Genomic DNA, 22,463 nt, shown 5'->3' on the forward strand with positions numbered 1-22,463 from the left:
GTCCATGAATTTCATCTACCAAGCCGTCGATCGCAAGGGCAGGCGCGTTCGTGGCGAACTCTGCCTCCCCACGCGCCAGGATGCGCTGCGGCAGTTGCAGCGCCAGGGGCTCACCCCGCTCAGCCTGGAGGTGAAACGCCGCAACCTGGGCTCGCGACGTCGGCTCAAGGCCGAGGAATTGAACATGGCCATCCATGAGCTGGCCACCATGCTCGCGGCGGGAGTGAGCATGGCCGACGCGGTGGAGGCTCAGGAGCGAGGTGCGCGCCACCCGAAGTTGATTACCGCCCTGCAGGCGATGGCCAATGGCCTGCGCCAGGGGCAATCCTTTCCCGTGGTGCTGGAGAGCGCCGGCCTCGACTTGCCGCGCTATGTATATCAACTGGTGGCGGCCGGCGAGATGACCGGAAACCTCGCAGGAGCCCTGAGGGACTGTGCCACACAGATGGAATACGAACGGCGAACCCGCGCCGAGTTGCAAGGGGCGCTGATCTACCCTGCGATTCTGGTGCTCAGCGGGGTGCTCGCCGTGGCGACCCTGTTCGTCTTCGTCGTTCCGAAATTCGCCAATCTCCTGAACGAGACCGCCCAGCTTCCGTGGCTTGCCTGGGCAGTGCTGAGCATCGGGGTATGGAGCAACGAGAGTTCCGGCTTGCTGGCGTTCGCCGTCCTGCTGCTTGCTGGCGGCATTGCCGTGGCGCTGCGCAATCCGGCGCTCCGCGCCCATGCGCTCGACCAGTTGGTGCGCCTGCCCGTAGTCGGGGAATGGTTGATGCAGGCGGAAATAGCGCAATGGTCGAAGGTGCTTGGAACCCTGCTGGGAAATCGTGTGCCGCTGGTGGAGGCCCTGCTGCTTTCCGCCGCTGGCGTCCGCATTGCCCGGCAGCGCCGGACCCTGGAGCGAGTCACCCAGGATGTGCGGGCCGGCATCGCCTTGTCGGCAGCGTTGGAGGAGCGCCAGGCGGTCACGTCCATCGGTTCGAGCCTGGTGCGGGTTGGAGAGGCCTCCGGGCAGCTCGCGGAGATGCTGCAGAGCCTGGCGACGCTCTATGGAGAGGCCGGGCAGGCGCGAATGAAAAAGGCCCTGGTACTGATCGAGCCTTTGGCGATCCTGCTGATCGGCTCTGTGTTCGGCCTGATCATTACCGGCGTGGTACTGGCGATTACCAGCGCCAACGACATGGTGCTTTGAATGCCGGGTATCGATGCCGCGGCTGGTTGGATGAGACGTGAAGTGGAAACCGTATGAACAGAGCTGCACAACAGGGCTTCACCCTGCTCGAGATGATTGTGGTGTTGGTGATTATCGGCATGCTGATGGGGCTCGTCGGGCCGCGACTGTTCAGTCAGGCCGACAAGGCGAAGGTGCAGACGGCGGATACCCAGGTGAAGATGCTCAAGGGCGCGTTGCTCACCATGCGCCTGGACATCGGCCGGCTGCCGACCGAAGAAGAAGGCCTGGCGCTACTCAACACGCCGCCTTCCGATGAACGTCTCGGGGCCTTCTGGCACGGGCCCTACCTAGAGGGCGGCGTACCGCTGGACCCCTGGAACCGGCCTTACCTGTACAGCGACAGGCCGAGTGCCGAACAACCCTTCACTCTCTACAGCCAGGGCGCGGATGGGCAGCCCGGTGGGAAAGGCCTGGATGCCGATGTCGGTTACGCGCCCAAACGTTGACCAGGCCGCGTTCACCTTGCTCGAACTGCTGGTGGTGCTGGTGATCGTCGGGGCCATTGCTGCGGTAGCGTTGCCCGGCCTGGTGAGGATGCAGGAGACCTGGGCGCGCAGGACCGCGCTGGACGATCTGTTCAATCAATTGCAGACCCTGGGCTATCGCGTGCGCAGCGACGGGCGGGAGCTGCTCATTGATGAGAGCGGGGCGGTTCCCGAGCAGTTGCTGCGACTGCCCGATGGCTGGACGGTTACTGCTCGGCCGCCGATACGTTACATGGCAAACGGAGTTTGCCTGGGCGGAAAGTTGCAGGTCCATCATGGGCGCGCGACACATACGCTGCTGCTTCAGCCACCCCTCTGCGCGCCCGGGACGATCCGCTGATGCCGGCGCGGCAGGAAGGCTTCACGCTCCTGGAGGCGGTGGTTGCGCTGACGCTCCTGGCAGTGGTCGGCGGTGCGCTTTTCGCCTGGCTCAACAGTGCCTTTCGGAGCATGCAGCGGGTCGAGGCGGCCGAGCTGCGCATTGAGACGGCCCGGGTGGCGATGGCCTATCTGGAGCGCATGAACCCTGCGCTCGAACCCGCAGGCAGGGTCCGGCTGGGGCATTACCGGCTGGAGTGGCGAAGTTCGCCACTGTCCGCATCGAAAGCGGCGGTGGGCCGCCATAGCGGCAGTCCGGGCATCTACGACGTGACCTTGTTCAGGGTCGTCGCCAGCATCCGGGCCGGCGATGGAACGCCGCAGACGCTGCAACTGGAGCTTCCCGGGTACGTGGTCATCCCAGCGCGACTGGGTGATGGACCATGATCCGCTCGCGACGAAAACAGGGTGCATTCACCCTGCTCGAGATGATCGTGGTGCTGCTGGTCGTTTCCTTCATCGGCACGTTGCTCATGCAAGGGTTGAGCTATGCCAGCAAGGCCAACCAGTCCTTGCACCAGAACCTGGGGCGCGGACAGGTCCGGGCGCTGACCTTCGATTGGTTCCGTGATGCGGTGGAGAACCTGGTCGCTCCCGAGGCTGGCGAGGTCCGCTGGCGTCTGCGAGGGGACGAACTCAGTTTCGAGGCCATGTCTGCCGCGGCCCTGGATCGCCGTGCGGGCATCCCGACGCCCTTGGCCTTCCGGCTCGAGCGGCGGGCAGGAGAGGACAGGACCGAGTTGATCTATGTGCGAAGGCTGGAGGACAGTCGCTGGCCCCTCCTGCATCTGCGCGGCGAAGCTCGCTTCCGCTATCTGGACGGTCATGGCCAGTGGCACCGGGACTGGCCGCCGAGCGCGCAACTGGCCGATACCCTTCCCGAGGCGATGGCACTGACGGCTCCCGAGGAGCGCCTGTTTGTCCTTGTCGCGGTCGCGCTGCCCAGAGCGAGGCCCGCCGAACATGATTTCTGATGGCGCATGCCGACATGCGGCGTCTGCCCGCTCGTCTGGCTTCGTTCTGGTCGGAGTGGTCTGGTTCCTGGCCATCATGACCCTGCTGGCCAGTGCCGCTGTACTCTGGGTCGGGCGCTCGCTGGATGCCACGGAAAACCGGCGCAAGGCGCTGCTTCGTGAGCTGGAGGAGCATGCCTTGCTGGCGCGGGTCCAATGGCTGGTGGCTACCCAGCGCTATACCGTCGCGGGCCTGAGCGTACCGGGAAATGCTGGCGCCGCGCCGAGCAAGGTGGACATGGACACTTCGATCCTGCCCATTGGCGGGGAGCTGCCTCTGGATGGCCGGGAGTTCTGCATGGCCAATGGCTGGTGCGTTGCGCTGCTCGATCGCTCCGCGCGCCTCAGTCTTTCCGGCATCGATCCGCGGGTACTGTCCAGGCTGCTGGCGGGGTTGGGGGTTCCCGCCGAGCAGGTGCAGGTCATGGTCGCCCAATGGTTCAGCTATCTCTATCCCGGCGCCGCTCCACGACTGGGTAGCGCCGCGCAAGCCAGCGACAGGTCCTCTCCGGGCCAGGCCCGGCGCCGTCCGTTGCGCTCGGTGATGGAAGTCTTCCGGCTGGAGGCCTGGCGCCCCTGGGAAGCGCATTTGCTCGACGCCGGTTGGCGCGATCTGGTTGCGGCGGACGAGGCGGCGCTGAACATCAACACCGCGGATGCCCGAATCCTGTCTCTTGCCTGGGGACTACCGGAGGACGCTGTCGGCCGACTGCTGCAAGCCCGCTGGCAGCGTCCGTTCACCCGGATGTCGGACCTGCATGACGTCCTCGGGGGGCATGCGAGGCTGGTTCCCGAGGATGGCTGGGCGCGCCTGGCCAGTCCGGTCCTGTCGATTCGGCTCTACCCGCCAGGAGCCGAGCAGGGGACGGAATACGAGGTCCGCTTCAACTCAGAGCACCGCCTGCTGCCACCCTGGCAGCTTCTCTCGAAGAGGTCCGTGAAGATAAATGATCGCTACTCGAATCCTCCGCTGCATCCCGATATCGCCCCCGGGGTTCTTGCCGCCCCGCTTGTGGCAAGGCCGTGGTAAGGATGGCCGGGCGCAGCTTGAGTGGGTACGTAGAGGTACAGGGTTGGCGCGGCGCGCCCCAGCGCAGTGGATCGTGGATCGGGCGTGGTGTGTCTATCGCTGTCTCGATCTCAATCATGTACCGCGCTCTGACCGGTATCAGGCACTGGCGTTGAAGCTTGCCGCCCTGGCGCCTTTTCGCCGCGCAGGCCATTACGTAGCCTGGCGGGGTGGCCATGCTCTGGTCTGGTTCTGGGATGAGGAGGTCCGGGAGGCCGTTGCCGAAGACTGCGTCGACCAACCTCGGCGTTATCGCTGTATCCCCGAATCCCTCCTGCAGGCTCCCCCTCGGTCGGTCGCGGAAGGCGAGACGGTTCGGCTGCTTCGGGTTCGCTCCGGGCTGGATCTCCAGGTCTGGAGAGATGACTGCCTTGTCCTGAGCCATTTCTTTCCCAGCCCACCCCAGCCAGAACAATGGGTTCGGTTGCTCCGGGGGCTGGCGGGAATACGCATCCCGGAGAGCCTGGTTGCCGAGCCTGGGGAAGCGCTGGGCCGTCCCTGGGCCGTTCCGGCGGCAGAAGCAACGCTGCTGCGATGGGAGCGTTGGTTGCCGCATGGGCTCATAGCCACCCTGTTGCTGGGATGCGGATTCAATCTGGGGGAAGGTTTGTCCTGGTGGTGGGCCGAGCGTGCGCTGCGAACGCAGTACGACCAACTGAACGGCCAGGTCTCGCCGATCCTCAGCGCCCGCAACCAGGCCTTGCAGACCAATCGGATGGCCACGGAGCTGGGGCGCGCTTTGCAGCATCGCTCGCAGGTGGCGCTGCTGGGACAGGTGGCGGAACTGTTGCCGAAGGACAGTCGGTTGCTCGCCTGGCGCTATCGAGGCTCCGAGCTGGACTTGCGGATTGGCACCGACAGTGTCGACCCGCGTCTCTATGTGAGGCGTTTCATGGAGTCGGGGAGTTTCGAAGATGTCAGGGTGGAACCTTCGCAGAGCGAGGGGCTATCGCTGAGCCTGGTCCTGCGTACGCCGGGGGAGGGTGCCTGATGTCGGACTTCCAGCGATCACTGCAGTTCCAGGGGCGGAACCTGCAACGACAATGGCAGGAAAAACCACTCTTGCGCATGGCCATCTGGAGCCTGTGCCTGCTGCTGGTTGTGCATCTGGTCATGCTCAGCATGGATTGGAGGGAGGAACGAGGGGAGGAATATCGTCGTCTGGCCGGGGAATGGCTCAAGCTCCAGGACGTTTCCCGGCAGACCGCCTGGCCGGAGCGGGCGATGCAGGCGGAGCAGGTCCTGAACCTTCAGCGAGAGCGCTTCTGGCAGGCGCCGAATGCGTCGCAGGCGAGGGCCGATGTGCAGGCCTGGCTGACCGAGCGGGTTCGCCTGGCGGGCGTCCCTGACGCGGAAGTGAGCGTACTGCTTCCTCGCGGCTTCGAGAAGCAAGGGACGATCGCGCGTATCGAGGCCCAGGTTCGCGGGCAGTTGGAGCCAGCCTCGTTCAGTCGGTTGTTGCAGGATATAGAAGCGGAGCAGCGGCAAGTAGCGGTGGAGTTTCTGGAACTGAACAATATGTTGTCGCCCATGCTCAATCTACAGTTGTCGTTCCTGTTCGTAGCGGCCTATTGAAGCGGATGCGGATCGGGCAGCACCCGTTTGCCGGAAGAGTTCGGCGGAGGGCGGTGCCCGTCGATGGAGCGAGTTGCCGCCAGGCGGCCGGGAAACCGAATCCGCTCGGGACGCCTGCGATTCGGCTCCCCGGCCCGCCATTGTCGCATTCGCGCAGCGAAGAACGGCCAGTCTGGTCCGGCCTGTAAACAAGTGCAAAATTTTACTTCATGGTCGGCTTGGCACTCCGAGCCGGCTCGTCCATGCTGGAGCACAACTTTCCCATGGATACCATTGCCATGAAGTTCCTGCTGCCCCTGCTGCTGTTATTTCCGCTTTCCACTCTCGCCGACGACAAGGACTACGACCAATGCATACTCGACTACCAACGCACGGCGAAGAGCGGGGTGGCGGTTCACTTCATCACCCAGGCCTGCGACAAGTTGTATAACGACGGTTCCTTCCTGCTGTCGCGGGAAAAGGCTTATTACGAGTGTCTGCTGGAGAACCTGCCGGGGGTGGAGAACAACCTGGCGGCGCAGAAGATCAGGAGCGCTTGCGAATCGAAGTCGCAGAATTGATCTGGCGAGGAGGGGAGCGAAAGTAGCCAGTGAGGTTTCCGACGGCATCGGCAGGATGCCGTCGGGAAAACCGGCTTAGCGTTGCAGCCAGGATTCGACGGTTTCGGAACCGTACTGTTCTTTCCAGGCTTTCAGAACCTTGTGGTTGCCGCCCTTGGTTTCGACGACTTCACCGTTGTTCGGGTTCTTGTAGACCTTCAGGGCGCGGGCACGGCGCTGCGGAGCGGCGCTGACGGTGACCGGAGCCTTGGGGTCGAGGATGGCGATGATGTTGTGCAGGGTCATGCCGTACTTGTCCATCAACGCCTGCAACTTGTCCTTGAATTCCAGTTCCTGCTTCAGGCTGCTGTCGCTTTTCAGCTTTTCCAGCAGGGCCAGTTGCTCCTGAAGTTTGCGCTCTGCCTCGCGGAACTCGGCAAGTTTGGACATTCGTTTCACTCCCGTTCTAAAAATATGGTGCTGGGTTTTGGTGCATTTATAGTGGCTTTACGGACTTTCCGTGTCCGCGGCAAAGGATAAGTCTTTATCTACTGGAAGAACAATATAGTTGCACGGTTTTATTGACTAACGGACTGTGGGGACAGCTTGCCGGATGTTTCCCGGAAGAATATGAAACCTTTATGTCCGTGGGGATAATGCTTCGTACAACCCATGGGAGAGAGACGGCAGAACGGGCCCGTTGTGTGGAAGCCCGTTTTAGAGCGGATGGCGAAGCGCCAGGGGAGAGTCGGGCGAATCAATCGCCCCGATATTCGCAACCGCTGGTGCAAGTTTCGTGGACGCGGACCTTGGAGAGTTCCGGCAACAGCGGCTTGAGTTGTTGCCAGATCCAGCGGCAGAGGTTTTCGCTGGTGGGGTTTTCCAAGCCTGGAATATCGTTCAGATAATTGTGGTCGAGTTGCTCGTAGATCGGCTTGAAGATCGCCTTGATTTCCGCGAAGTCGCGGATCCAGCCGGTATGCGGATCGACCTCGCCTTCGATGTGGATGGCGACACGGAACGAGTGGCCGTGCAGGCGCCCGCATTTGTGGCCTTCGGGGACGTGGGGCAGGCGATGGGCGGATTCGAAGGTGAATTCTTTGAAGAGTTCCACTGTAGTGCGCTCTGGATCGGGGTTATCGGACAACCGGAATGGGGGCGCCATGGTAGCAGGTTTGCGCGCCGGACCCGGTCTGCTCCGACCGGGCGGTCGTTCACCTGAGTTGCAGGCGGCGCGCCAGGCGCGCCAGGTTGGCGCGATCCAGGCCCAGCTCGCGTGCAGCTGAGGCCCAGCTTCCCTGGTGACGGGCCAGGCAGTCCTGGATCAGGTGGCGTTGGTAGGCGTCGGTGGCCGCGCGCAACGAGTGACCGGTCGTTGGCGCGGCGGGCGCGGGCTCGACCACGCTGCGAGGTGGCGCGGGGGTTTCCGCGGGCAGGTCGAGATCCTGCCGATGCAGGGTGACGATCCGCGACCGCTCCGGATTGTGGCCGAGGGCCTTGAGCGAGGCGCGGCCGACCAGGTGCTCGAGTTCGCGCACGTTGCCCGGCCAGCGATAGTCGAGGAGCGCGGCCTGGGCCTCGTGGTCCAGGCGCAGGCTACGCAGTCCCAGGCGCGGTCGGTTTTCCTCGAGGAAGTAGCCGGCCAGCAGGAGGATATCGCGGCCGCGCTCGCGCAGCGGCGGCACGCGCAAGGGATAGACGCTGAGGCGATGGTAGAGATCGGCGCGGAAGCGCCCGGCACGTACTTCCTCGGCCAGGTCGCGGTTGGTGGCTGCGATCAGGCGTACGTCGACGCGGTGCTCGCGATCGGAGCCGACCCGCTGCAACTGCCCGCTCTGCAGCACGCGGAGCAGCTTGGCCTGCACCGCCAGCGGCAACTCGCCGACCTCGTCGAGGAACAGGCTGCCGCCGTCGGCCAGTTCGAACTTGCCGCGCCGTTCGTTGACCGCGCCGGAGAAGGCGCCGCGCACATGGCCGAACAATTCGCTTTCCACCAGGGTCTCGGGCAGCGCGGCGCAGTTGAGACTGATCATCGGCTTGCCGCTGCGCATGGAATGCCGGTGGATGGATTGCGCCACCAGTTCCTTGCCGACCCCGGTCTCGCCGGTGATCAGTACGCTCAGGTCGCTGTTGGCGACCAGGCGGATTTCTTCCAGCAGCGCCTTGTGCGCGGCGCTCTGGCCGATCATTTCCCGTGGCCGCTCGCCAGCGGCTTCGAGATAGGCCTCGGCGCGCTGGTGCTCGTCCTCGGCGCGGCGGGTCAGGTCGCGCATCCGCTCGCTGGCCTTGACCGTGGCGGCGGCGAGGCTGGCGAAGGCCTCCAGGGTATCCAGGTCGGCGCTGGCGAAGCGCGACGGATCGAGGGTATCCAGGGTCAGCAAGCCCCAGGGCTGGTCGTCGAGGTACAGCGGACAGCCCAGGCAATCATGGATTTCCAGGTGGCCGTGGAGGCCTTCCACCAGACCGTCGTAGGGATCGGGCAGGCCGCAGTCGGCGGGGAAGCGGGTCGGCCCGCGGCGCTCCAGGAGAGCCTCGAGGCGCGGATGTTCGCCGACCCGGAAGCGCCGGCCGAGGGTGTCCGGGCTGAGGCCGTCCACCGCCAGCGGGATCAGGTATTCGCCGTCCAGGCGCAGCAGCGCGGTGGCGTCGCAGGGCAGCAGGTCGCGCAGGGCCTGGAGCAGTCGGCGGTAGCGTTCGTCTTCCGGCAGGTCGCGGGACAGGTCGGCAACCAGCGGGATTAGGGTAGCAAGCAAGGGATTGGTGGTCATTTCGACCTCTTTGCAGTCCTAATGACTCTGAATGGTTGCAGTCATTATGACCTATGCCGGCCTGCAAGGCCCGTGAATTCTGGTAGTTTGCCTTGGCACGCTTCCTGAAATGCTTCGAGGTGAAACAAAACCTTGCATGCGTCAGGAGTCATCTATGTTGTCCAATGCCCAACGTGCCCTCATCAAAGCCACCGTACCGCTGCTGGAGACCGGCGGTGAAGCGCTGATCACCCATTTCTACCGCACCATGCTCGGCGAGTACCCCGAGGTTCGCCCGCTGTTCAACCAGGCCCACCAGGCCAGCGGCGACCAGCCGCGGGCGCTGGCCAATGGCGTGCTGATGTACGCCAGGCACATCGACCAGTTGCAGGAACTCGGCCCGCTGGTGGCCAAGGTGGTGAACAAGCATGTCTCCCTGCAGGTGTTGCCCGAACACTATCCGATCGTCGGCACTTGCCTGTTGCGGGCGATCCGCGAGGTCCTCGGCGAACAGATCGCCACCGACGAAGTCCTCGAAGCCTGGGGCGCGGCCTACCAGCAACTGGCCGACCTGCTGATCGAGGCCGAGGAGTCGGTGTATGCCGCCAGCGCCCAGGCCGATGGCGGCTGGCGCGGCGTGCGGCGCTTCCGCGTGGCACGCAAGCAGGCGGAGAGCGAGGAAATCACCTCGTTCTACCTGGAGCCGGTGGACGGCCAGCCGCTGCTGGCGTTCCAGCCGGGACAGTACATCGGCCTGCGGCTGGACATCGACGGCGAGGAAGTGCGCCGCAACTATTCGCTTTCCGCTGCCAGCAACGGCCGCGAATACCGCATCAGCGTCAAGCGCGAGGCGGGTGGACGGGTCTCCAATCACCTGCATGACCGGGTCGCCGAGGGCGACGAGCTGGATCTGTTTCCGCCGGCTGGCGATTTCGTCCTGCGTGACAGCGACAAGCCGCTGGTGCTGATCACCGCCGGCGTCGGCATCACCCCGGCCCTGGCCATGTTGCAGGAAGCGCTGCCGCAGGCGCGGCCGATCCGCTTCATCCATTGCGCCCGGCATGGCGGCGTGCATGCCTTCCGCGACTGGATCGAAGACGTGTCGGCGCAGCACGAGCAGGTCGAGCACTTCTTCTGCTATAGCGAACCGCGCGCCGGCGACAGTGCCGACGCCGAGGGATTGCTGAGCCGCGAGAAACTGGCCGACTGGTTGCCGCAGGAGCGCGACCTGGACGCCTACTTCCTCGGACCCCGGCCTTTCATGGCGCAGGTCAAGCGCCACCTGGCCGACCTCGGCGTACCCTCGCAGCAATGCCACTACGAGTTCTTCGGTCCGGCCGCCGCGCTGGACGCCTGAAGCGACGGGCCGGCGCGAAATGCGTCGGCCCTTTTCGGAAAAAGGAGATCGAGATGAACGCTCTGTTCGATTGTCCACGGCGGGTGCTGCGGATCGGTCACGGGCTGCTGGCGGCCGGCCTGGCGCTGCTCGTCGCCGGCGTGATCGCCGCCTATTTCCTCGACCGCTACCTGAACATGCCGGCGCTGGTGTTTTCCCATGCGCTGGTGATCCTCGGCCCGACACTGTTGAAGATTGGCTACGTGATGCGCCTGAGCGCGCTGTTCCGCATGCGTCGACCCGGTTGGGAGGTCTGCTGTGCAAGTGCTTGATCGTTCCAGGCTGATGGCCATACCGCCGATCTGGCGCCTGGGCTTCCGCCCGTTCTTCCTCGGCGGCGCGCTGTTCGCGGTGCTCGCCATCGCGCTCTGGCTGGCGGCGCTGGCCGGGCTCTGGAGCGGCTGGCAACCGGTCGGTGGCTGGCTGGCCTGGCATCGTCACGAAATGCTCTTCGGTTTCGGTGTGGCGATCATCGCCGGCTTCCTGTTGACCGCCGTGCAGACCTGGACCGGCGTACCCGGCCTGCAGGGCAAACCCCTGGCCCTGCTCGCCGGGCTCTGGCTGGCGGCGCGCCTGGCCTGGCTATTCGATGCGCCGCTGGCGCTGCTGCTGGTGCTGCAACTGAGCTTCCTGCCGCTATTGGCCTGGGCTATCGGTCGCAGCCTGTGGCGGGTGCGGCAGAAGCGCAATTACCCGGTGGTGGGCCTGTTGCTGCTGTTGACCCTGGCCGACGCCCTGGTCCTGCTCGGCCTGTTCGAGGGCAACGACGACTGGCAACGGCGTGCCTCCATCGCCGCGCTATGGCTGATCGCCGGGATGATGAACCTGATCGGCGGGCGGGTGATCCCGTTCTTCACCCAGCGCGGTCTCGGCCGTCAGCAGCAGGTGCCGGCGATCGCCTGGCTGGACAATGGCATCCTGCTGGGCTGCGTGCTGGTGGCGCTGCTCACCGCCGCGGGCGTCACGGCGCAGCCGACGCCCTGGCTTGCAGGACTGTTCGCCGCCCTCGGCGGTGCGCAACTGTGGCGCCTGTGGCGTTGGCGCGATCGCGGCATCTGGCAGGTGCCGCTGCTCTGGTCGCTGCACCTGGCGTATTTCTGGATCGCCGTGGCGCCGCTCGGCATGGCGCTCTGGAGCCTGGGCCTGGCGCTGGCGCCGAGCCAGGCGCTGCACGCGCTGGCGGTGGGCGGCATGGGCGGATTGATCCTGGCGATGCTGGCACGGGTCACTCTCGGCCATACCGGTCGCGCGCTGCAACCGCCGGCAGCGATGCCCTGGGCTTTCGCCCTGCTCAATCTCGGCTGCGCGGCGCGGGTGTTCCTGCCCAGCCTGTTGCCGGCGAACTGGGCGCTGCCCCTGGCAGGCGGACTGTGGGCTTTGGCGTTCCTGCTATTCGCCTGGTGCTACGCGCCGATGCTGTGTCGTCCGCGGGTCGACGGCCATCCCGGTTGATCAGGGGGCTTGCCGCAGACGCCGCAGCTCCTGGTTCAGCCAGTCGGCGGAGTTGCGCGTCTGCCCGGCGCAGCGCACCTGGTAGGGCTTGCCGCTGAGGCTGCTCTGGGTCGCGGCGCGCTCGATGAAGTCCTCGCTGCTGGCGACCAGATCCTTGCGCTCCAGGTAGTCGAGCTTCTTCTGCAGGTGGGCGCGGGCTTCCGCGGCCGGGTATTCGCTGCCGTTGCGGATGAAGGTGCAGCCGCTGTCTTCAACAAAGCTCAGCAAGCGGCCGATCTCCTGGCTCGCCTGCGGGGAGGGCGCGGCCAGCGCCGGCAGGCTCGAGGCCAGCAGCCAACAGGCGGCGCAGGTAGTCCGCCAGGTAATCGTGAAAGCGCGCATCGTTCCAGTACTCCATGTGGCTCAACGGGGTGTGCCGCTTGTACCAGGGACCGACCGGCAGGGCGAGGTCCTCGTGGACGACCGCGGCGTAGTTCTGCAACGGCCGCAGCGGATAGCCGAGCGGATCGGCCGGCGCGTAGACGTTCAGCCAGCGTGCCTGCTGGCGGATCGCCGGGGTCAGGCAGTGGCCGGGAAAGCGGATCGGACAGACCTTCTCGTAGGCGAAGGTGAACAGCGGGATGTTGCAACCGAAGGTGACCAGCCCGGCCAGGGTTTCCAGGCCGAGGAAGGGGTCGATCGAGCAACTCGGCGTGCGGTTGAGTTTCTGCTGGTCCCAGATGAAGTTGGATACGATGTGCCCGCCCAGGGAGTGGGCGAGGATCACCAGCGGCGTCTGCGGCCCGACCTTCGCGCGCAGGGCCATGATCCCGCTGCGCACGTGCTGGTGGACCTGCTGGTAGGTGGTGTCGTAGGCGGCGCTGACCTTGCGGTAGCCGCTGGCGTCGCCGAGGAACAGCGTCACCGCCCGGCGCAGCCAGCGCCAGCCCAGCGGCTCGCGCTCGATGCGCTTGAGGTAGTCCAGCTCGCGGGCGTCCAGCACGCTGGCCCAGTACAGGCTCTGGAAGGCCACCTCGCCGGCTTCCGCGCCGAGACGTCGGCGCAGCGCCGCCACCAGTTCGCGGGCGTAGCTGTGCAGACCGTCCTCGTCGCGGCTATCGGGCTGGTCGCCGATGCCGTGGATCAGCGCTACGGCCAGTTTCATGCAGGATCCTTCTCGTCGGTGGCGGCTCAGTCCAGCGCTTGCAGGCGTTCGCCGAGCCGGCCGCCGTCGACCAGTTCGAGGAATTCGTCGCCGAGCCTGCGGCTTTCCGCCATCGCCTGGCGCCAGTAGCGCTCGCGGCCGTCGTCGTCGCCGAGGTAGCGGGTGAAGTCCTTGCGGTCCGGCAGCTTGGCGTGCGGCAGGCGCGCCAGGTACTCGCGCGACGGCGCCAGCAGCACGTCCTGCAGGCGCCCGGCGTCGCCACGGCGCCAGGGCAAGCCCTTGTCGAACCAGCCGGGGATCACCTTGTCGGTGAAGTGCGGGTAGAGCACCACGCCGCGGTCCTCGTAGGGCAGGTCGAGATGGTAGTCGAGCAGGCCGCCGTCGCGGTAGGTGCCGGGGCCGGCGCCAGGCAGGTTGCGGACGCCTTCCATGACCATCGGGATCGAGCCGGAGGCGAGCAGCGCCTGGCGCAGGTTGCCGCCGTCCAGGTGCAGGTAGCGCGACGGGAAGTCGGTCAGCGCGGCCAGCGGCGGCGCCTGGCGGGCGTCATGCAGGATCACCCGTTCGAAGTGGCGGTGCAGGTGGCGGCGGCCGATCAGGTTGTCGCGGATCACCGAGGACAGCCCCAGGCCGAGGCTGGCCTTGTGGTCGTGGGCGAGGCGCCCGTGGCTCTTCACCACCACCACGTTGAGGCGGTACAGCGGGTTGTCGAGGATCCGCGCGTCCTGGCCGGCGAGCAGGTCGTCGAGCATCGCCGCGCACTTGCGCGAGACTTCGGCGATGCTCACGCCTTTGGGAAAACGCTGCCGGGTGTACAGCTCGCCGAGGCGGGTGAGGCCGGCCACGGCGTCGGGCAGGCAGGCGCTGGCGAAGCGCCAGGAACCGATGGAGGCGCCGATCAGCGAGCGTTCGCGCGGGGCGCGCGGCAGCCACTCGCCGAAGATCGCCAGGTCCAGTCCCTGGATGCCCAGCGCCTTTGGCCCGCCGGCGGCACCGGGGACGATGCCGACGTCGGTCGGCTGCAGGCCGCGCTCGCGGATGCGGGCGAGGGCGCGGCGACCGGCCTTGAGGGTCAGTGCGGGGGACTTGATCTGGATGGCTGGCATGCTGGTCTTCTCCCTTGCGGACCGGCGATTATAGGACGAGTTGTCGCAGGACCAAGCGCTTTCGAACGCCGGCGAGCCCCATCGCAGAGGCTTTCCGTTACCCTATGGCGCGCCCCGGCCATGTCCTTGCGGCAAATTCAGCTTCAATTAAGAGCGCCCGGTTAATCTGCAAACCGTCGAAAGCAACACGATTGATTCCCACGGAGAGATTCCCATGAAGAAACTGACTGCCCTGTTCGCCGCCACCGCCATCGCCCTGACTGCCGGCCTGGCCCAGGCCCGCGACCTCGGCCCGGACGAGGCGCTGAAGCTGCGTGACGCCGGGACCATCAAGTCCTTCGAAGAGCTGAACAAGAACGCCATCGCCAAGCATCCCGGCTCGAGCGTCCACGATACCGAGCTGGAAGAGGAATACGGCCGCTACATCTACCAGGTCGAGTTGCGCGACCCGCAGGGCGTGAAGTGGGACCTGGAGCTGGATGCCGCTACCGGCGCCGTGCTCAAGGACCACCAGGACGACTGATGAAGTGGCTCATGCGCTACGCCGGGATCATCGCACTGGTCCTGGCGGTCATCAGCCTCGAGGCGATGGCGCGCGACCTGGACCAGGACGAGGTCCTGCGCCTGCGCCAGGACGGTGTGATACAGCCGCTCGAATCCCTCATGCAGGAAGCCCTGGGGCGTTACCCCGGGGCGCGCCTGCTGGAGGTCGAGCTGGAAGAGGAAGACGACGTCTATGTCTACGAGGTGGAACTGCTCACCCGCGACGGCGTCGTGCGTGAACTGGAACTGGATGCCCGCAACGGCCGCATCCTGAAGGACGAGGAAGACGACTGATGCGGTTGCTGCTGGTTGAGGATCACGTTCCCCTGGCCGACGAACTGATGGCCAGCCTGACCCGCCAGGGCTACGCGGTGGACTGGCTGGCCGACGGCCGCGACGCGGCGGTGCAGGGCGCCAGCGAGCCCTACGACCTGATCATCCTCGACCTCGGCCTGCCCGGGCGCCCCGGCCTGGAGATACTCCAGGAGTGGCGTGGGCTGGGACTCGCGACTCCGGTGCTGATCCTCACCGCGCGCGGTTCCTGGGCCGAACGCATCGATGGGCTCAAGGCCGGTGCCGACGACTACCTGACCAAGCCGTTCCATCCGGAAGAGCTGGCCTTGCGCATCCAGGCCCTGTTGCGCCGCGCCCATGGGCTGGCCAACCAGAGCCAGCTGGAGGCCGCCGGGCTGCGCCTGGACGAGCAGCGCCAGTGCGTGTGCCTGAACGGCGCCGACGTCGACCTGACCGCCGCCGAATTCCGCCTGCTGCGTTATTTCATGCTGCACCCCGGTCAGGTCCTGTCCAAGGGGCACCTGGCCGAGCATCTGTACGACGGCGAAACCGAACGCGATTCCAATGTCATCGAGGTCCACGTCAACCACCTGCGACGCAAGCTCGGCCGCGAGGTGATCGAGACCCGCCGTGGCCAGGGCTACCGCTACGCCGGGGTGGCCGCCGGATGAGGTCGATCCAGCGGCGCCTGAGCGTCGGCCTGTTCGCGGTGCTGCTGGTGGTCGGGCTGGTCCTCGCGCAGACCGGCCTGTGGCTGTTCGACCAGGGCCTGCGGCGCTATTTCGCCGGCAACCTGCGCGAGGAGGCGGAGAACCTGCTGGTGGCCATGGTACGCGGGCCGAACGGCATGCAACTGGACGAGCAACGCCTCAACCCGGCGTTCCAGCGCCCGTATTCCGGGCGCTATTTCGTCATCGAGCTGGAAAAGGACACCTGGCGCTCACGCTCCCTGTGGGACAGCGAGCTGGAGGTGCCGCACAAGAAAGGGCTGGTGCAGGGCCTGGTCGATGGGCCCGAGGAGCAGCGACTGCTGGTGTTCCGCGGCCACTACAAGCGCATGGGCCAGAAGCTGCGGATCGTGGTGGCGCAGGACTATACGCCGATCCTGGAAAGCTTTGCCCGCGTGCAGTGGATGGGTCTGGGCGCCGGCGCCCTGGCGCTGCTCCTGGTATTGCTGTTGCAGCGCCTGACCGTGCGTCGTTCGCTGCGTCCGCTGGAGGAGGTGCGCCTGCAGATCGCCCAGCTGCAGCAGGGTCAGCGCAGCCAACTGGACAACCAGGCTCCCGAGGAGCTGGAGCCGCTGGTGGAGCAGATCAACCACCTGCTGGCACACACCGAGGAGACCCTGAAGCGTTCGCGCAACGCCCTGGGCAACCTCGGTCACGCCCTGAAGACGCCGCTGGCGGTGCTGGTCAGCCTCGCCGAGCGCGAGGAGATGGCGCGCCAGCCGGAGTTGCAACAGGTCCTGCGCGAGCAGCTGGAACAGATCCAGCAGCGCCTCGGTCGCGAGTTGGGCAAGGCGCGCCTGGTCGGCGAAGCGCTGCCTGGCGCACATTTCGATTGCGCCGAGGAGTTGCCGTCGCTGTGCGACACCCTGCGCCTGATCCACGGCCCGCACCTGCAGGTGAGCTGGAGCGCGCCACCGGGGCTGCGCCTGCCATGGGATCGCGAGGACCTGCTGGAGATGCTCGGCAATCTGCTGGACAACGCCTGCAAGTGGGCCGATAGCGAAGTCCGCCTGACCGTCGCGCAGGGCGAGGGCATGGTCCGCCTGAAGGTCGACGATGACGGCCCCGGCATCCTTCCCGACCAGCGCCAGGCGGTGCTGGAGCGGGGTACCCGGCTCGACGAGCAGGTCAGCGGCCATGGCCTGGGCCTGGGCATCGCGCGCGACATCGCCGAGGCCTGCGGTGGCCGCCTGAGTCTTGAGGACAGCCCGCTGGGCGGCCTGCGGGTGAGCGTCGAGTTGCCGTTGCAGAAGAGCGGCCGCGCCGCCAGGGCTTAACAGTTCTTCACCATTTGCCGACAGTCCCGGCAAGATTTCCTCCTGCGCTTTCCCTAGCATCCCGGGCTTCTTGCAAGGAGATCTTGGACGATGAAACGGCGGACGGGTACGGGCCGCTGGCGCTGGGCGCTGATGCTGCCGGTGCTGGTGTTCCTGTTGGGCGAGTCCAGTGGTCAGCGAGAGGAGGGGCGGTCGCTGCGGTTGCCCGCGCAGGCTCGCTACGAGCAGGCCGTGGAAAATGCGTTGCGCGGCGAGCCGCGACAGGCCGGGACAGCGGCAGCGAAGGAGGCCGAGGCGGGAGCCCCGGCGCGTCTGCGCGGCTGGCTGCGCTCGCTGGCCCGCCTGGCGATCTGGGGGACCTACGGCCCCCCGGCGCTATTCAGACCGTGAACGGTCAGGCCTTGAACTGTTCCATCAGGCCCTGCTGGTGGTTGGCCAGGCGGTTCAGCGACTGACTGACCTGGGCCGATTCCTCGGCCTGGCTCGACAGCGACTCGGTGACGTCACGGATCGCCGCGACATTGCGGTTGATCTCCTCGGCTACCGAGCTCTGTTCCTCGGCGGCGCTGGCGATCTGCAGGTTCATGTCGTTGATCACCGTCACCGCCTCGCCGATCCGTTGCAGCGCGGCCACCGCTTCATCCACCTGCTCGACGCTGCCCTGGGCCTGGCGATGGCTGCCGTGCATGGCGTCGACCACGTCGCGGGTGCCCTGTTGCAGGCCTTCGATCACCCCGCGGATCTGTTCCACCGAGTCCTGGGTGCGCCGGGCGAGGTTGCGCACTTCGTCGGCGACCACCGCGAAGCCGCGGCCGGCGTCGCCGGCGCGGGCCGCCTCGATGGCCGCGTTGAGCGCCAGCAGGTTGGTCTGCTCGGCGATGGCGCGGATCACTTCCAGCACCGAACCGATTTCCTCGCTGCTGCTGGCCAGTTGCTCGACCTGGCCCATGGCGCTGGTCAGGTTGGCGGCCAGGCTGTCGATGCTCTGGGTGGTGCGGTCGATCAGCGCCAGACCGTCGCGGGTCGCCTGGTCGGCACCGCGCGCGGCGTCGGCGGCCTGGGCGGCGCTACGGGCGACGTCCTGGGCAGTGGCGGTCATCTCGTGGGATGCGGTGGCGACCTGGTCGATCTCGCGGAACTGCTGCTGCATGCCGGCGCTGGTCTGGCTGGAAATCGCCGCCGACTGGTCGGCGGTACTGCGCGCATCGCGCACCGAGACCTTGACGTCGCGGATGATCGGCTGCAGCTTGTCGAGGAAACGGTTGAACCATCCGGCCAGTTCGCCCAGCTCGTCGCGCCCGGTGTGCGGCAGACGCTGGGTCAGGTCGCCTTCGCCGCTGGCGATGTCGCGCAGCATGTGGGCGACGCCGAGGATCGGCCGGGTCACGCCGCGGGCGGTCAACCACAGCACCAGCAGGCCGAGCACCGCGGCGCCGAGGCCGAGGCCCAGTTCGACCCAGGTGCCTTCGCGACGCATGTCGTCCAGTTGCCGCTCCAGCGCCAGGGCCGGGCCGAGCAGGGCGCTCTTCGGCACTTCGAGGAGCACGCCCCAGGGCTTGGCGCCGGGAATCGGCTGCAACGGTTGCAGCACCTTGAGGTCGTCGTTCTCGTTGAACAATTGGCTCTTGCCGGCGGCCAGCAGTTGCAGGAGTTCGCCGGCGTGCTGCGGATCCGCCTTGGCCAGGTTCTTGCCGAGCAGGCCGGCGTCGCGGCTGTTGCCGGCGAACAGCCCGGCCGGGCTGAGGATGCCGACCTGGCCGACGCCGTCGTAGAGTTCGCGGTTGCCCTGTTCGCTGAGCGCCTGCAGATTGCTCAGGTTGATGTCCAGGCCCATCACGCCGATCACCTTGCCATCCAGTTCGAGGGGGAAGGCGATGCTGGTCATCAATAGTTGGCGCTCGCCGACCTTGTCGAAGTAGGGATCGAGCACGCAGGGTTGAGCGCTTTCCTTCGGGCAGGTGTACCAGGCGTTGTAGGTCGCGCCGCTGGGCCCGCTGCTGGTGTCGGCGAGTTCGGACTCGACCATCGACTCGGACTCCAGCTGTCCCGGCGTGGCCTGCGCCCAGTACAGGGAGAAGCGTCCCTTGTCATTGCTGCCCAGGGCGGGTTGGTCGACGAACAGTTCGTCCTTGCCGTCCAGTGCGTTGGGTTCGAAGACCACGTACAGGCCGAGCACCTCGGGATTGGCGGCGAGCGCGGTGCGCACCTGGCGGGTCAGGTCCTCGCGCAGGTCGTAGGCGTCGAGGAAGCGCTTCTGCGCCTGGTCGCGGAGGAACAGGATCTGCCGGGAGAAACCCTTGCCGTACTGGAAGGCATCCATGAAATAGCGCTGGATGCGCAACGCCTGCAATTCCCCGCGGGCTTCCAGGCGCAGGCGCGCCGATTCGTCGAGCATCTGCGTACTGGCGCTTTTCACCAGTACGCTGCTGTGCTGCATGCGGTAGACCGAAAGGCCGACCAGCAAGGCGACCACGCCGAGCAGGCAGAGGCCTGCCAGCAGGGTGATCTTCCATTGGATGGACAGGCGGCGAAGGAACATGGGAGGGGTCCTTGTACGAAGAAACTGCGGGGGCCCAAGGCTTATCGGCAGGGCTCGCCCATTCTTGACGACGGTTCGTTCGCTGGCGCCGGATTGCCGTCGTGCGGCGAATCGCACGCAAGAACCGTGCACAACGGTTTATAGCCAGGCGACATTCGCCGATGCGCGGCTTTGACAGGCGGGGATGGCTGTAGCAGAGTACGCCCCTTTTTTCGGTCGCAGGCGGCCGGGTTCGTTTCATTTTCAAGGAGTTCAACGATGAACGCAGTGGTGCTGGCGGTCGCACTGATGCTCGTCCTCAGCCTTTGCCGTGTGCATGTCGTGCTGGCGCTGATCATCGGCGCGGTGGTCGGCGGATTGTTCGGTGGCCTAGGCCTGGAGGGGACTCTCAAGGCCTTCAACGGCGGTCTCGGCGGCGGCGCCACGGTGGCCCTGTCGTACGCCATGCTCGGCGCCTTCGCCGTGGCCATCGCTCGCTCCGGCGTGGCCCATGCGCTGGCCGACAAGGTCCTGGCGCTGCTCGGCCGGCACGACGAGCAGGGCAAGGGCGCCGGTGCGTTCAAGTGGATTCTGGTCGGCCTGCTGCTCTGCGTGGCGGTATCCTCGCAGAATATCCTGCCGATCCACATCGCCTTCATCCCGCTGCTGGTGCCGCCGCTGCTCTATGTGCTGAGCAAGCTGCAGATCGACCGGCGATTGATCGCCTGCGTCATCACCTTCGGCCTCATCACCCCGTACATGTTCCTGCCGGTGGGCTTCGGCAACATCTTCCTCAATGAAATCCTGCTGGCCAACGTGGCGCGCAACGGCGTCGACGTCAGCGGGATCAACGTCACCCACGCCATGTTCATCCCGGCCCTGGGCATGCTCGCCGGGTTGCTCATCGCGGTGCTGTTCAGCTACCGCCGCAAGCGCGTCTACGACTTGCAGCGGATCGAGCAGGCCGAACGCGTCGATGTCAGCTATAGCCCGAAAAGCCTGGCGGTGGCCGGGGTCTCCATCGTCGCCGCGTTCGTCGTGCAGCTGTGGCTGGACTCGATGATCATCGGCGCGCTGGTCGGTTTCGTGGTCTTCTCGCTGTCCGGCGTGGTGCGCTGGAAGGAGACCGACGACCTGTTCACCGAAGGCATGAAGATGATGGCCACCATCGGTTTCATCATGATTGCCGCGGCCGGTTTCGCCGAGGTGATGAAGGCCACCGGCGAGGTGCAGAGCCTGGTCGACGCCTCGGTAGCCTGGATCGGCAACAGCAAGGCGGTCGGCGCCATGCTGATGCTGCTGGTCGGCCTGCTGGTCACCATGGGCATCGGCTCGTCGTTCTCCACCGTGCCGATCATCGCCGCGATCTTCGTCCCGCTGGCGGTGCAACTGGGCTTCAGCCCGCTGGCCATCGTCAGCATCGTCGGCACCGCCGGCGCGCTGGGGGATGCAGGTTCTCCGGCGTCGGACTCGACCCTCGGGCCGACCTCCGGGCTCAACGTCGACGGCCAGCACAATCACATCTGGGACACCGTGGTGCCGACCTTCCTCCACTACAACCTGCCGTTGCTGGTGTTCGGCTGGGCCGCCGCGATGTTGCTCTGAGTCCCATTTCGGGCGGTCGCCTGACGGAATGTCGGGCCGGCCGCTTAAGCTTCCGACGGGATTGCCGATGAAACGGGAATCCCGTTTTTTATTGGGCGTCATGCTAGGAGTTGATGATGCGTCTGACCCTGAAATCCAAAGTCCTCCTGCTGGCCATGGTGCCGGTGCTGCTCTTCGCCCTGGTGCTCAGCGGCGGAGCGGTGCTGATCCTGAAAAAACAGGCTGATACCGAAGTCAAGGATACCCGCGAGCGCCTGCTCGGCGACCGTCGTGCCGAACTCGAGCACTATGTGCAGATCGCCATGGGCAGTATCCAGGCCGAGTACGACCGCTCGGCCAACGGCGACCTGAACGCCCGCGCCGAGGCCATTGCGCGCCTGTCGAAGGTCAAGTACGGCAAGGACGGCTATATCTTCGGCTACGACTCCCAGGTGGTGCGCCTGTTCCGTGGCGACAGCCCGGTGGACGTCGGCAAGAGCTTCCGCGACCGCCGCGATCCCAGCGGCGTCTACCTCAACCGCGAACTGGTGGAGGCAGGCAAGAACGGCAGCCACTACGTGACCTATACCTCGCCGCTGCCAGGTAACGAAAGCGTCATGGTGCCGAAGCTGTCGTACACCCTGTACCTGCCGAAGTGGGACATGGTGATCGGCTCGGCGATCAACCTCGACGGCGTCGAGGCCCAACTGGTGGAGATCAAGCAAGCCATCGACGAGCGTATCGGCACCCTGATCGCCAGCATCGTGGCGATCGCCGGGGTCCTCCTGATGGTCCTGCTGGTGATCGGCCTGGCGGTGGCCAACGCGATGCTGCGTCCGCTGCACCAGATCCGCCAGAACCTCGACGACATCGCCGCCGGCGAGGGCGACCTGACCCGCCGCCTGCCGGTGACCAGCCACGACGAGCTGGGCGAGCTGGCCGGTTCCTTCAACCGCTTCGTCGAGAAGATCCACGGTCTGGTGCGGCAGATCGCCGGGATGACCGGCGACCTCAAGCAACTGGTGGAGCAGATGTCGGCCCAGGCCGAGCGTTCCGAGCAGGCCATGGAGCGCCAGCGCCACGAGACCGATCAGGTCGCCACCGCGATCAACGAGATGTCCGCCGCCGCCCATGAAGTGGCGCAGAGCGCCCAGCGCGCCGCCGAGGCCGCGCAGCAGACCGACCACGAAGGCCAGGCGGCCAAGCGCGTGGTGGACGGCAGCATCGAGCGCATCCACGCGCTGGTGGACGAGATCCGCGACAGCGGTTCCTCGCTGGACAGCCTGCAACAGGACGTGCAGTCGATCGTCAGCGTGCTCGGGGTGATCCGCTCCATTGCCGAACAGACTAACCTGCTGGCGCTCAACGCGGCCATCGAGGC

25 protein-coding genes and 2 pseudogenes are annotated in these 22,463 nt (G+C 66.2%); 19 read left to right on the top strand and 8 right to left on the bottom strand.

Features of this window, described 5'->3' with window-relative positions; all coding sequences use genetic code 11:
• Positions 1–4: 4 nt before the first annotated feature.
• From HMPREF2924_RS12070 to HMPREF2924_RS12110, 9 genes are all read left to right on the top strand, one after another.
• The gene (locus HMPREF2924_RS12070; RefSeq protein WP_003097729.1) at positions 5–1,192 is read left to right on the top strand and encodes a type II secretion system F family protein; all 1,188 of its coding nucleotides are present in this window, start codon (positions 5–7) and stop codon (positions 1,190–1,192) included.
• Between the two features lie 53 nt (positions 1,193–1,245).
• The gene (gene gspG, locus HMPREF2924_RS12075; RefSeq protein WP_003131069.1) at positions 1,246–1,680 is read left to right on the top strand and encodes a type II secretion system major pseudopilin GspG; all 435 of its coding nucleotides are present in this window, start codon (positions 1,246–1,248) and stop codon (positions 1,678–1,680) included.
• Positions 1,649–2,059, top strand: a complete 411-nt coding sequence (locus tag HMPREF2924_RS12080; RefSeq protein ID WP_003110088.1) for a prepilin-type N-terminal cleavage/methylation domain-containing protein — start codon at positions 1,649–1,651, stop codon at positions 2,057–2,059. Before gspG ends, HMPREF2924_RS12080 begins: the two co-directional genes overlap by 32 nt.
• Positions 2,059–2,484, top strand: a complete 426-nt coding sequence (locus HMPREF2924_RS12085; protein ID WP_003110087.1) for a PulJ/GspJ family protein — start codon at positions 2,059–2,061, stop codon at positions 2,482–2,484. Before HMPREF2924_RS12080 ends, HMPREF2924_RS12085 begins: the two co-directional genes overlap by 1 nt.
• Complete coding sequence (locus HMPREF2924_RS12090; protein ID WP_003110086.1) at positions 2,481–3,071, top strand: PulJ/GspJ family protein; 591 nt, start codon at positions 2,481–2,483, stop codon at positions 3,069–3,071. Before HMPREF2924_RS12085 ends, HMPREF2924_RS12090 begins: the two co-directional genes overlap by 4 nt.
• Positions 3,061–4,140: a type II secretion system minor pseudopilin gene (locus HMPREF2924_RS12095; protein WP_003131071.1), complete on the top strand. Its 1,080-nt coding sequence runs from the start codon at positions 3,061–3,063 to the stop codon at positions 4,138–4,140. Before HMPREF2924_RS12090 ends, HMPREF2924_RS12095 begins: the two co-directional genes overlap by 11 nt.
• Before the next feature lie 646 nt (positions 4,141–4,786).
• A complete protein-coding gene (locus HMPREF2924_RS36065; RefSeq protein WP_128623048.1) occupies positions 4,787–5,170 on the top strand; it encodes a hypothetical protein in 384 nt (127 codons plus the stop codon).
• Positions 5,170–5,754, top strand: coding sequence for a GspMb/PilO family protein (locus tag HMPREF2924_RS12105; protein WP_003131073.1), 585 nt, complete (start codon positions 5,170–5,172; stop codon positions 5,752–5,754). The genes HMPREF2924_RS36065 and HMPREF2924_RS12105 overlap by 1 nt, the downstream gene beginning before the upstream one ends.
• A 263-nt stretch (positions 5,755–6,017) precedes the next feature.
• Positions 6,018–6,314, top strand: a complete 297-nt coding sequence (locus HMPREF2924_RS12110) for a VF_A0006 family four-cysteine protein (protein WP_009877656.1) — start codon at positions 6,018–6,020, stop codon at positions 6,312–6,314.
• Between the two features lie 75 nt (positions 6,315–6,389).
• Here HMPREF2924_RS12110 and mvaU read toward each other — a convergent pair whose 3' ends face one another.
• From mvaU to norR, 3 genes are all read right to left on the bottom strand, one after another.
• Positions 6,390–6,743, bottom strand: a complete 354-nt coding sequence (gene mvaU / locus HMPREF2924_RS12115; RefSeq protein ID WP_003090506.1) for a histone-like nucleoid-structuring protein MvaU — start codon at positions 6,741–6,743, stop codon at positions 6,390–6,392.
• Between the two features lie 307 nt (positions 6,744–7,050).
• Entirely contained in the window at positions 7,051–7,407 is a 357-nt protein-coding gene (queD, locus tag HMPREF2924_RS12120; RefSeq protein WP_003090505.1) for a 6-carboxytetrahydropterin synthase QueD, read from the bottom strand.
• Between the two features lie 100 nt (positions 7,408–7,507).
• Complete coding sequence (gene norR / locus HMPREF2924_RS12125) at positions 7,508–9,061, bottom strand: nitric oxide reductase transcriptional regulator NorR (RefSeq protein ID WP_003090504.1); 1,554 nt, start codon at positions 9,059–9,061, stop codon at positions 7,508–7,510.
• Between the two features lie 154 nt (positions 9,062–9,215).
• Here norR and hmpA point away from each other — a divergent pair, with 154 nt between their 5' ends.
• From hmpA to HMPREF2924_RS12140, 3 genes are read left to right on the top strand one after another with little or no spacing between them, the layout of a single operon-like run.
• Complete coding sequence (hmpA, locus tag HMPREF2924_RS12130) at positions 9,216–10,397, top strand: NO-inducible flavohemoprotein (RefSeq protein ID WP_003090503.1); 1,182 nt, start codon at positions 9,216–9,218, stop codon at positions 10,395–10,397.
• 53 nt (positions 10,398–10,450) lie between these two features.
• Positions 10,451–10,708 carry a psl/pyoverdine operon transcriptional regulator PpyR gene (gene ppyR, locus HMPREF2924_RS12135; RefSeq protein WP_003090502.1) on the top strand — a complete coding sequence of 86 codons (258 nt, stop codon included), beginning with the start codon at positions 10,451–10,453 and terminating at the stop codon, positions 10,706–10,708.
• Positions 10,695–11,888 carry an NnrS family protein gene (locus HMPREF2924_RS12140; RefSeq protein WP_003131074.1) on the top strand — a complete coding sequence of 398 codons (1,194 nt, stop codon included), beginning with the start codon at positions 10,695–10,697 and terminating at the stop codon, positions 11,886–11,888. Before ppyR ends, HMPREF2924_RS12140 begins: the two co-directional genes overlap by 14 nt.
• Here HMPREF2924_RS12140 and HMPREF2924_RS12145 read toward each other — a convergent pair whose 3' ends face one another.
• Genes HMPREF2924_RS12145 through HMPREF2924_RS12155 form a run of 3 tightly spaced genes read right to left on the bottom strand, consistent with a single transcriptional unit; the run spans position 11,889 to position 14,138 of the window.
• Complete coding sequence (locus HMPREF2924_RS12145) at positions 11,889–12,155, bottom strand: YfeK family protein (protein WP_003090500.1); 267 nt, start codon at positions 12,153–12,155, stop codon at positions 11,889–11,891.
• Positions 12,139–13,032, bottom strand: coding sequence for a hypothetical protein (locus HMPREF2924_RS12150; RefSeq protein WP_003131077.1), 894 nt, complete (start codon positions 13,030–13,032; stop codon positions 12,139–12,141). Before HMPREF2924_RS12150 ends, HMPREF2924_RS12145 begins: the two co-directional genes overlap by 17 nt.
• 26 nt (positions 13,033–13,058) lie before the next feature.
• On the bottom strand, positions 13,059–14,138 hold the full coding sequence (locus HMPREF2924_RS12155) for a hypothetical protein (RefSeq protein WP_070700502.1): 1,080 nt from the start codon (positions 14,136–14,138) through the stop codon (positions 13,059–13,061).
• Positions 14,139–14,352: 214 nt separating this feature from the next.
• Here HMPREF2924_RS12155 and HMPREF2924_RS12160 point away from each other — a divergent pair, with 214 nt between their 5' ends.
• From HMPREF2924_RS12160 to HMPREF2924_RS12180, 5 genes are all read left to right on the top strand, one after another.
• Entirely contained in the window at positions 14,353–14,661 is a 309-nt protein-coding gene (locus HMPREF2924_RS12160) for a PepSY domain-containing protein (RefSeq protein ID WP_003090497.1), read from the top strand.
• Complete coding sequence (locus HMPREF2924_RS12165; RefSeq protein WP_003131079.1) at positions 14,661–14,975, top strand: PepSY domain-containing protein; 315 nt, start codon at positions 14,661–14,663, stop codon at positions 14,973–14,975. Before HMPREF2924_RS12160 ends, HMPREF2924_RS12165 begins: the two co-directional genes overlap by 1 nt.
• Entirely contained in the window at positions 14,975–15,646 is a 672-nt protein-coding gene (carR, locus tag HMPREF2924_RS12170; RefSeq protein ID WP_003090494.1) for a two-component system response regulator CarR, read from the top strand. Before HMPREF2924_RS12165 ends, carR begins: the two co-directional genes overlap by 1 nt.
• Positions 15,643–16,980, top strand: coding sequence for a two-component system sensor histidine kinase CarS (carS, locus tag HMPREF2924_RS12175; RefSeq protein WP_003090493.1), 1,338 nt, complete (start codon positions 15,643–15,645; stop codon positions 16,978–16,980). Before carR ends, carS begins: the two co-directional genes overlap by 4 nt.
• Positions 16,981–17,070: 90 nt before the next feature.
• Entirely contained in the window at positions 17,071–17,370 is a 300-nt protein-coding gene (locus HMPREF2924_RS12180) for a hypothetical protein (RefSeq protein ID WP_003131081.1), read from the top strand.
• 4 nt (positions 17,371–17,374) lie between these two features.
• On the opposite strand, the pseudogene HMPREF2924_RS36965 reads toward HMPREF2924_RS12180, so the two are convergent.
• Both HMPREF2924_RS36965 and HMPREF2924_RS36970 read right to left on the bottom strand, forming a co-directional pair.
• Positions 17,375–17,911, bottom strand: a pseudogene (locus HMPREF2924_RS36965) (methyl-accepting chemotaxis protein); the annotation flags it as partial.
• 321 nt (positions 17,912–18,232) lie between these two features.
• Positions 18,233–19,519: pseudogene (locus HMPREF2924_RS36970) on the bottom strand (HAMP domain-containing protein); the annotation flags it as partial.
• 258 nt (positions 19,520–19,777) lie between these two features.
• On the opposite strand from HMPREF2924_RS36970, the gene HMPREF2924_RS12190 reads away from it, so the two are divergent.
• Both HMPREF2924_RS12190 and HMPREF2924_RS12195 read left to right on the top strand, forming a co-directional pair.
• Entirely contained in the window at positions 19,778–21,103 is a 1,326-nt protein-coding gene (locus HMPREF2924_RS12190; protein ID WP_003090489.1) for a Na+/H+ antiporter family protein, read from the top strand.
• 113 nt (positions 21,104–21,216) lie between these two features.
• Positions 21,217–22,463 (top strand): methyl-accepting chemotaxis protein (locus tag HMPREF2924_RS12195; RefSeq protein ID WP_083325385.1); only part of this gene is annotated, 1,247 nt, incomplete at its 3' end.

Source organism: Pseudomonas sp. HMSC063H08 (genome assembly GCF_001813645.1).
Taxonomy (GTDB): Bacteria; Pseudomonadota; Gammaproteobacteria; order Pseudomonadales; family Pseudomonadaceae; genus Pseudomonas; species Pseudomonas aeruginosa.